Origin of the sequence: Stieleria mannarensis, assembly GCF_014154935.1 — a bacterium.
GTDB lineage: Bacteria > Planctomycetota > Planctomycetia > Pirellulales > Pirellulaceae > Stieleria > Stieleria mannarensis.
Genome location: NZ_JACEHH010000032.1, coordinates 95861 through 105957, shown reverse-complemented (window position 1 = coordinate 105957; position 10097 = coordinate 95861). Strand labels below are relative to the sequence as shown.

Sequence of the window (10097 nt, the reverse complement as noted above, 5' to 3'; positions counted from 1 at the left end):
GGACAATCACTGTCCAAGTCGTAGCTCGCACTGCTCTCCTCCACTCCCGACTCCTCCACTCCCGACTCCTTCACTCCCGACTCCTTCACTCCCGACTCCTTCACTCCCGACTCCTTCACTCCCGACTCCTCCACTCCCGACTCCTCCACTCCCGACTCCTTCACTCCCGACTCCTTCACTCCCGACTCCTCCACTCCCGACTCCTCCACTCCCGACTCCTTCACTCCCGACTCCTTCACTCCCGACTCCTTCACTCCCGACTCCTTCACTCCCGACTCCTTCACTCCCGACTGAAAATCAACGCACCACTTTGACGATCCGTGAATCATCGCAACGATCATTCGCAAGATCTCTTCGTAGAACTGGATGGCTTGTTCGGTTGTGTCCGCGTCGAGGTAGCCGTGGGCCGATGCGTATTCGATCCAGACCTGCGTCTCCGCCGCTTCCGCCTCCGCGACGTTCAGTGTGCTGCAAAAATGCTTTTCGTAGCGTCGCTTTCGCCAAGCCTCGGCAATGTTCGCGCTGACACTTCGAGCCGATCGCCGCAACTGATCCGTCAACGAATACATCTCTTCGCGAGGAAACAATCTCGACAATTCAAAAATCCGTTTACCCGCCGCGAACGACTTCTGATAAACGATCAAATCACGATGCGTTCTGATTCTCTCACCCATTTCAAATCTCCTGACTGCCCATCGATTGACACCCCACCGTACACTCCCCCACTCCCCCACTCCCCCACTCCTTCACTCCTTCACTCCTTCACTCCCATCTCCTTCACTCCCCAACTCCCCCACTACCTCCCCGCACCTCAGCATCTCAGCGCCCCAGTACGGATTGGCCAGTTCGCCGCCAGGTTGCATCCAATCGCCGCCGCCACCGGGAACCATCGGGCAGTAGTAGTGAGTCAACCGCTCGGCGGTTTGGGGGCCGCGAGCAACCGTCGCCGCCCGCAACATGGCGTGGCTGACGGTTCGGAACGCATCTCGTGCCGATTCCAGCGAACCATCCATTCGGCCCGCCGCGCTGCGGGCCTTGGCGAATCGCGTCTGAGCCAGGTCGGGGACGTCGGGCGACAATTCCAATCGTGCCAGTGCATCGACCAGAGCATTGAGTGCGACGCGGGGCGGTGCCGTATCGGCCGCCATCGCGGATTGGATTTCGAAGTAGGCGTTGTAGGCTCGATCAAATTGCACCGCGGAATCGCCGGTCAACAAAACGGGCTGGGAATCGGGCAGCGAAAGCGGTCCGGGCGGGTAGCTGGTCGCCTTGCTGGGATCCAGCAACGACGGGTTACCTGCAAGCTGCATTTGTGAATCGATGAGAAAGTTGCCGCTGGTCGCGACGACTTCACCGGCAGCGAGTCCTTCGGCGATCACCGCATCGGTGTCGTTCATCGGTCCCACGGTCACGCGTCGGATTTCGAATCGCCCCGGTTCCGTTTCGACGTACAGCACCCCTTGATCGCCGGCAAGCAAAACGGCGTCGCGAGGTACCGTGACGACCTGTTGACCTTCAACCGGCTCGGGCGAATAACCATACTCGGATGTGGGGACTAGCCGCATCCCACACAACGGGCAATCCCCCGGATCGTCTCGAATCACTTGTGGATGCATCGGGCTGATGAACCGATCGGCCAGCGCCGGGTCATACGCTCGATCGGTGGGGATCGCCGGGACGGACAGTCGTGCCGTGGCGTAATCGCCGGGCCGCAACTTGCCGTCAAAATTGATGAACTCGACGCGAACGCGAACCGTTCGCGTTTGCTGGTTGACGACGGGATCAATGAACGCGACCCGCCCTGTAAAGACTTCGCCGGGCAGCGATTGAATCTCTGCCTCGACTTGCTGGCCGAACCGAACCAGCGACGCATCGTCGGGAAACAGGTCTAACATCAACCAGACACTGCTGAGGTCGGCGATGCGATAGAGTTTCTGTCCCGTCTTGACATAGTCGCCCTCGACGGCGGACTTTTCGATGACCGTTCCGCTTTGTGGCGACTTGATCCGAATCCGCGACATCGGCTTTCCCGACTCGCGCAACGTCGCGATTTGCTGGTCCGTCATGCCGAGTTCGGACAGCTTTTCCCGAGCCATTTCCTGCATTCCGGCATCGCCGATACTGAATCGGCCCCCCGCTTTGCTATCCAGACTGGCGACATACTCGGCTTGGGCGGAATACAGGTCGGGGCTGTAGACCAGTGCCAAATCATCCCCTTGATTGACCGTGACGCCGGCATAGTTGGCATACATTTTTTCCAGCCGGCCATCGATGTACGCCGAGATCGTTGACAGTCGGCTTTCAACGAAGTCGATCGAGCCGATGGTGCGAATCGTTCGATTCATGTTCCCCATCTTGCTGACGGCGGTCTGAATTCCGACCAATCGCCTGGCGGCCGGCTGGATCGTGACGGAAATACCATCGCCCTGGCCGCCGCCGGTTGCCGGTACCAGTTCCATCGCGCACACCGGGCAACGTCCCGGTTCGGTCGATGGCGGCGTGCACATCATCGGGCAGATGTAACGCGTCGGTTCCGCACTGCCGGTGTCTTCGACGATGGCGATATCACCACCGGAAAACCCGTCGGCCGTCAACCACTGTGTTCGTTGTGCAACGCCAAGCATAAACAGACCGAGTCCGACGACGGCGAGCACGACGGCGGCTTGAACGGCCATACGGACCAGCCATGCGAACGGACGCTCGTCGTGCCGCAAGGGCGCTGCTTCGTCGGGTGCGCTCGATGGGGGGAGTCGTTCGTCAGGATTCCCGTCACGAACTTCGCTGGACACCGCATCGGTTTTATCGCTCGGCGAGGTCGCTTCGGTGTTTGATGTGCCGGAATCTGCAGGTGGTGTGTTCTCACCACTGGTAGTCACCTCGGGCACTTGTGTGTTGTCATCGTCTTCCATGTATCCATTCCCGTTTTGAAAAGGGGGGGGAATCCCAGCCGGACGGTCCTCGCGCAGGGAACCCTGTCGAAGCGTCAAATGCATCAAGCCGAATTGGACGATTGACCGAGTGAGACGGACATTGAGGAACATTGCAGAAGCGATCCGCGAGACCGCATCTCATTCCATCGGTGTGCCCATCAACGTTGGTCAAAGAAGCAGGAACGCAAAAGACGCAGCGTTCCTATTGAGGGTGCGCTACAACCGCCAAACGCAGAGAGTGCGCTGAGAAAAATGGGGCGCAGCGGCGCCGGCAACGAACGCTGAATTCAATCGCCCAGACGCGCTGATCTGGTGCCCCGTCAAATCGAGATCGATCAAGCTTGCGACCACGACCAATTCACGAAGCTCGCTGGCCGGGACGCGAATCGGCGCGGGCAGCGCCGGTTCGGAATGCAATCCGCAACGACATCCACGGACGTTGACGGCGTGTTGATCGATCTCACCCGAGAAGGACGCGACAATTGCTTTCGACGCCTGTTTCGCCCGGCCGCAGCATCCACCCGTGGATTCCGACGTTCCGTGGCAACAACCACACCGCTCCTGTTGGTGGCTGATCACGCAGCAATGGCACGATGGACACTCGAATTCCGTACACTCTTTCAGTGTCGTGCCACATGTTCCCTGTGCAGCCACAACCGCCACCGGCTGAATCGCCATCATGACGACCAGGCAAAGATTGAGGACGGTGCGAGTTAGGTGGAAGTTCTGCAAGGGATCTGTCCGAAGGAATACCCAGGTACGGTATGCAACTTGTATCGGAAATCGGGCCAAATTGTTCAAGGGAGATTCTGCCGCTCCTTCTTCGCCTGCCGGAAAATTATACCCCGCCCAAGGAATTTCGCCATGGAACGGCGTCAATCAGTCTGCTCTGCAACGCATTGGCTGCGAATTTTATCACTTCAACTAGCCCTTCTGGTAATGGCCGGCTGTGCAGCAGATCCGTCATTGAATCGATTCTCGAAGCGGCTCTCTCGGGGGGGGGCTGGCGCGGCGGGCATCTTTGACACTGCGGTAAGAAGCGAACCGTCGGCTAATTCTGCATCCGAATTGCCCACCCCAGAACAAGCCAGTCAGGAGCAGGTCCGCCAGGATCAAGTCAGGACGGCTGGTTCTGCGCAGGTCGAGCTGGCATCGGCGATCGTGCGAGACAATGAGACGACGGTGAGGCCGGAGTTCAGCGATTTGCTGCACCTTGATTCGCCCCAGCGCGACGAGCATCCCGCCGCCCAAATGACGCATGTGGACCAGGCCGGCCAGCCGGGCGCCACGCCGGTCCATGGCGGTCAAGGCGAAACACTCCTCACGCCGGTGATGACAATGCAATCCGATTCGGGGACGGATGCGATTGCCGCCCCAATCACGCGGCAACCGGAAGCCCAGCCGGTGGACTATTTCGTCGACATCGCATTGTCGAGACACCCGAAGATCCTCGCCGCCCGCAATCGCGTCTCCGCAGCAGTGAACGTGATCCCACAAGCCCGCGCGCTGCCGGACCCGATGTTCAGCAACACGTTCTGGCCAATTCATGACCAGGCGTTGCAGACCGCCGCAGGACGAGTCGGAAATCAAATGAGTCTGAGCCAGCAGATTCCGTTTCCAAAAAAGCTCGATGCGAAGGCATCGATCGCGAGCCATGAAGTGCGAATGGCACAAGCCGAGGTCGATGCGACAGAACGTGAGATCACCGAATCGGTGAGGCTGGCGTACTACGAGATCTGGTTTGCCGGACGCTCGATCGAGATCATTCAGGAAACTCGCGAACTGGTCGATGATTTGACCGAGGTTGCCGAGGCACGATACCGAAGCGGTGGGTCACAGCAAGATGTGCTGCGTGCCCAATTAGAAGCCGATCGCATCGACGATCAACTGGTCACCCTGCGGAAACAAAAGCAGGTGGCTCAAGCCGATTTGGCGGCTTTGTTGCAACAACCGATCAACATGCTGCCAGAGACAAGTGATCAATTGGAGACCGCAAGCTCTCCCGAACAGCTGGAAGCACTGATTGCGCTGGCCGAGCAATGTAATCCGACGCTCCAGGGGCTCGCCGCCGAATTCGCCCGCGATCGTAGCAAAGAAAGCCTCGCCTGTTTGCAGCAGTATCCGGACTTGACCGTCGGCATGCACTGGGGATTGGTCAACGATAACCATGACGTAATCAGCCCGGTGGCCAACGGTCATGACAACATCAGTTTCACCGTCGGGACGACCTTGCCCATCTGGCGAAGCAAGATCACCGCGGGGATTCGCGAAGCAGCCAGTCGCAGGTCCAGCACCGCACAGCGGCTGGAAGCGGAACGCGATTCGTTGTACGGCAAAGTTCGCCGGCTTGCCGCACAAGCCGATGCGTTGATCCAGCAGCGGTCCATCTACGAGAATCGCATCATCCCCCGGACCGAAGACACGCTCAAATTGGCGATCTCCGACTACCGAGGCAAGCGAGCCGATTTCTTTTCATTGATCGAGACCTATCGCGAGTTGTTGATGTTCGAAACTCAACTCGCGCGGATCGAAGCGACCCTGGCCGGCACGATCGCCCAGATCGACCGAACGGTGGGGTGTCCGGCGGATTGAATCGTTTCGACGCAGATCGTGCCACCCGACTTCCACCGCAGAGCGGTGTCACAACACAGCCCGGGGTCGCGAAGCGCACCCCGGGGCCGGGAAAGAATGAGGATCGGAACCCCATCGGGGTTCAACAAACGATGCAATGTGAACGGACCGCGAAACGCTCGCGCGAATTGGGCGGCGCGTGATGTTCAACCCCGTTGGGGTTGCCGGGCTTGGGACATCTGATCTTGGGGTGCGCTAGCGCGACCCCAAGCTTTGTTGTGACACGCCGCTGGCGTGAAACCGCGACGCGGTTGGTGTTGTAATTGTTTCGCACAACGCCGCTCGACGTGAAGTGTATTGCTAATTCATTACGATGCGTTTCCTCTCCCAAATCTGGGGGTGAGGGGAGCCAGGATCATCAATATCGTCCTGCAAAGAAATGAGCCTACCAACCTTTGTCTGACAACATTGTCTTGCTCGCAAGGGTATTGCTCAGCAATGCATTTCACGTTCCTCGGGGTTCAACAAAAGACTTCGCGTCTTCACTTGGTGCCTATGCCCCCGAGAAACTCGCGGGACCGTCCGGCGATGCACCAGACGACGTGCTAATGTGCCTGTCCATCGTGATCTCCTTCGTCGAAGTCCCCCGCGTAGGGCGTTCCCTCGATGACACCACTCACGGTTCCGGCGTACTGTTGAACGACGCTTAGCTTTTCGTGGTTGCCGACGAAGCGAGAGGCCAATCCCTCCGGGTCGCCCTCCTGCGGGGACGCGTTGAGCGTCAGCTGCATGACAGGTTCCGAAATGCTCAACTCGATCGATTCCGCCTCGATCGGAACCGGTGTTTTTTCATCCGGTCCCAGGATGTAGACCGTGGCTTCTTGCTTGTCGTGGTCCACGGTGAACTCGGGATGGTATTTTCCCCCGCCCCAGTCGGCCACGGTCCCGTCGTGTGGCCCGATGCCGTGGCCGTGCCCCTTGACACTGTGGTCACGTCGGTCGTCGTGATCGCTGTGGTCCTGCGCAGATTCTGCTGAAGTCGTTGGCGTCTCGGGCTCCGTCGAGGATCGGCAACCGGCAGCGAGCAACAGTGCGGGGAGGATCAATAGGAAAGCATACATTTTCATGGGTTCAGTCCATTAAATCGAAGTCACTTGTTCAGCGTCCGCCAAACGCTTGGCGTCTCTTCCGCTGAATTTCCAAAACAGTCCCGGGTGAATCAGGAACTCACAAAAAGTCGAAGTGATCAGGCCGCCCAGAATCACCGTGGCGACCGGATAGAGAATCTCTCTGCCGGGTTCTTGTCCGCCCAGCACCAGCGGGATCAGTCCGATGCCGGCCGTGAGCGCAGTCATCAGAACCGGGGCGAGTCGCTCCAGACTGCCCCGGATGATCATCGATTGCGAAAAGCTTTCGCCTTCTTCCTTCATCAGGTGAAAGTAATGGGTGACCAGCAGAATCCCGTTTCGGACTGCGATGCCACCCAGGGAGATGAAACCGACCAGACTGGCCACGGTCAGGTTCTGCTGGGTCACGACCAACGCGAGCACCCCGCCGATAAAGGCGGTCGGCAACGCATTGAGAATCTGTAAAACGATGCGGACCGAAGGGAACAGGATCATCAACACGCCAAACATCCCGAGGACGGACACTCCGGCCAGGATCGCAATCAATCGAGTTGCATTTTGTTGGCTCTCGAACTGTCCGGCGTACTCCACGTAGTAGCCGACAGGCATCGAGATTTGTTCGCCGATTCGCGTCTGAATGTCGGCCACCGCGCCCGCCAAGTCACGGCCTTGGGTATTGCAACGAATCACAATCCTTCGACGGGCATTCTCGCGATTGACCGAATTGGGGCCGGTTCCTTCGTTGATGCTGGCCACGTCGCGCAATTCGATTTGCCCTCTTTCTGTTTGACCGCTTTCGTGTGGTAAATCGATCCGAAGCCGTCCCAGATTCGCGTAGTCCGTGCGGTATTCCTCTTCCAATCGAATCAGCAAATCGAAACGACGTTGACCTTCCAAGACCTCCGAGACCACGGCCCCTTGCAACGCCGTTTGCAGCACGTCGGCGACGTATTGGCGGGTCAGACCGAACAGTGCCAAGTCGTCGCCGCGCAATTCGATGTGCAGCTCGGAGGTCATGCGGACCGGTTCAACGATCGGCGGAGTGATTCCCTGCACGTCGGCAATGGAATCCTTCACCTGTTCGGCGAGTGCGAGCAACGTGTTCAGATCATCGCCGTGAATCTTGATCGCGATCTGGGCATAGACTCCCGACACCATGTGGCTGATCAGGTGAGCCAGCGGCTGCTCGACTTCGATGTCCACGCCCGGAACTTCGGTCTTAATCCGTTCGAGCAACTCGGCAAGCATTTCCTCGCGTCCCTGCTGGGCGTCGGGATTCATGCTCAGAATGTATTCGCCAAAGTTGACCGGCGACGCGTGCTCGTCCATCTCGGCCCGGCCGGTTCGTCGGACGAAGCTCAAAACTTCGCCGTCCGGGTTGTCGGCTGATTTCTGCATGCTCTTGAACACGCCGTCGATCGATTCGGACACCTGATTCGATGCTTCCAGCGATGAACCCGGTGGCAAGGTCACGTTGACCTGGACACTGCCTTCGTCAAACGGGGGCAGGAAGTTGCGTCCGAGCGTTGACAACTGGATCGCGGCAACCGCGACAACCAGCCATGTCACGATCAGCAAACTGCCGGGAATCGCCATGCTGGTTCGAATCAAGGGTGTCGCCAACGACTTCAACCCGCGGAGTAGTAATCCGTCTTGTTCCCGATGCGTCGCACCGGCCTCCGGCAACAGGTAGAACGACAACACCGGCGTGAGGGTCAACGAAACAGCGAACGAAGCCAGAATCGAAACGATGTAGGCAAATCCCAACGGTGCAAACAAACGACCTTCGACACCAGACAATGCGAACAGCGGCAGGAACACCAGAATGACGACAGTGGTGCCGAAAAGGATGGCGCTGCGAATCTCCTTGCTGGCTTCATAGACCACTTGGATGGCAGGTTGCGGTGTTTCGCGGGAATGGTTCTCTTTTAACCGCCTGAAGATATTTTCAACGTCGACGATGGCGTCATCGACCAGTTCGCCCATCGCGACGGCAATCCCGCCCAGCGTCATGACGTTGATGGACAGCTCACTGCTGCTCAGCCACCCGATGATGCGAAAGACCAGTGTGGTGATGACCAGCGACAGGGGGATCGCGGTCAACGTGATGAACGTCGTGCGGAAGTTCAGCAGAAACAAGAACAGCACGATGATGACCAACGTCGCTCCGATGACCAACGCTTCGGCGACATTAAAGATCCCTCGGTCGATAAAGTTCTTCAGACGAAAAAGTTCGGAGTTGATCACGATCTCTGCCGGAAGCGAGGCTTCGACCTCCTCCAAAGCCGCCGCGACATCGTCGGTCAATGTGCGTGTGTTGACATGGGGTTGCTTGACGACGGTAAAAACGATTCCGCCTTCACCGTTGACGCTGCCATCTCCTCGTTTGAGTTCTGGGCCTTCGATCACCCTGGCAACCTGATCCAGCAAGACGGTTCGCTTTGGGTGTTTCGCGACTGCGATCTTCTTCAAGTCGTCGACGATGTTGCGATTCCCGCTTCCGAGCCGTCCGAGGACTCGGATCGGCCGCTCGGTTTCGCCCGTGATTGCGAAACCGCCGCTGGTGTTGATGTTGCTCTCTCGCAATGCTTTTTCGACGTCCTGCACGGTCACGTCGTATTCCAACAAGGCGGTTGGATCCAGCAAGACTTGATATTGCTTTCGATCGCCCCCTTGCATGAAAACCTCGGCAACTCCGGTGACCTTCAGCAATCGCGGGCGGATCACCCAGTCCGCAATCGTCCGCAGTTCCAACGACTGTTTCATTCGTGTGTCGAACAGCACTTCATGCTGTTTCCCGTCGATTTCAAGTATCGCCGTGCCAGCAAGATCGTTGGTGCTTGCGTCGGGGGCGCCGGCCCAGTCGAGAAGTTGTGACTCCACCGGTTCCCAGCTGGAAAAATCGTGGCGATCCCCTGCGGACCAGACTCGAATCGTTGGATCATCACCTTGTCCGACGAGTTCCGCGATGGCGTCGGTCCCACCGACCGGTGCCAAAACACCTCCGCCGGGGCCGCGCTGGCGATAGATGCCCGCCACCACGATTTGCCCCATGATCGAGGACGGCGGCGTCATTTGTGGGCGGATGCCCTCCGGGAGGATTCCCTCCAGAGTGCTCAACCGCTCGCTGACCGTTTGGCGGGCGGCGCGTATCTGTGTCGCCCAATCAAATTCGATGTAGATGACGTTCAGCCCGGCCGTCGTCTGACTGCGCACCGCCTGGACTCCGCTGGCCCCCATCAAGGCGATTTCGATCGGTTGGGTGACCAGCGTTTCGACCTCTTCGGTCGCCAGCCCGGGCGCCTCGGTGATGACCACCACGCGCGGCCGGTCAAGATCGGGAAAGACGTCGATGGTCATCTGGGTCGCCAGGTAGGACCCATAAACCAGGATCACCAAGCTGGTGATCAAAACCAGCGTTCGGTAACGCAGTGAAAGTCGGATGACAGAATCAAGCATGGGAAATCAC

5 protein-coding genes are annotated in these 10097 nt (G+C 58.6%); 1 reads left to right on the top strand and 4 read right to left on the bottom strand.

Annotated features, from left to right (window positions below; all coding sequences use genetic code 11):
• The coding region (locus tag H1B37_RS21140; protein WP_286177977.1) for a four helix bundle protein at positions 1-596 on the bottom strand (596 nt) is incomplete at its 3' end.
• Positions 597-746: 150 nt separating this feature from the next.
• Positions 747-2675, bottom strand: coding sequence for a heavy metal-binding domain-containing protein (locus H1B37_RS21135; protein WP_182868639.1), 1929 nt, complete (start codon positions 2673-2675; stop codon positions 747-749).
• A 1323-nt stretch (positions 2676-3998) separates the two neighbouring features.
• Between H1B37_RS21135 and H1B37_RS21130 the strand changes: the two genes are divergently transcribed.
• Positions 3999-5522, top strand: coding sequence for a TolC family protein (locus H1B37_RS21130; RefSeq protein ID WP_436298634.1), 1524 nt, complete (start codon positions 3999-4001; stop codon positions 5520-5522).
• Between the two features lie 584 nt (positions 5523-6106).
• On the opposite strand, the gene H1B37_RS21125 is transcribed toward H1B37_RS21130, so the two are convergent.
• Both H1B37_RS21125 and H1B37_RS21120 read right to left on the bottom strand, forming a co-directional pair.
• Positions 6107-6628, bottom strand: a complete 522-nt coding sequence (locus H1B37_RS21125) for a hypothetical protein (protein ID WP_286177975.1) — start codon at positions 6626-6628, stop codon at positions 6107-6109.
• A 12-nt stretch (positions 6629-6640) separates the two neighbouring features.
• Positions 6641-10087, bottom strand: a complete 3447-nt coding sequence (locus tag H1B37_RS21120; protein WP_182868629.1) for an efflux RND transporter permease subunit — start codon at positions 10085-10087, stop codon at positions 6641-6643.
• Positions 10088-10097 lie beyond the last annotated feature (10 nt).

What these genes read in the sequence shown, in the direction of transcription:
- H1B37_RS21135 (WP_182868639.1), bottom strand. Translation starts at nt 2,675, where the DNA reads ATGGCCGTTCAAGCCGCCGTCGTGCTCGCCGTCGTCGGACTCGGTCTG.
- H1B37_RS21120 (WP_182868629.1), bottom strand. Translation starts at nt 10,087, where the DNA reads ATGCTTGATTCTGTCATCCGACTTTCACTGCGTTACCGAACGCTGGTT.
- H1B37_RS21125 (WP_286177975.1), bottom strand. Translation starts at nt 6,628, where the DNA reads ATGAAAATGTATGCTTTCCTATTGATCCTCCCCGCACTGTTGCTCGCT.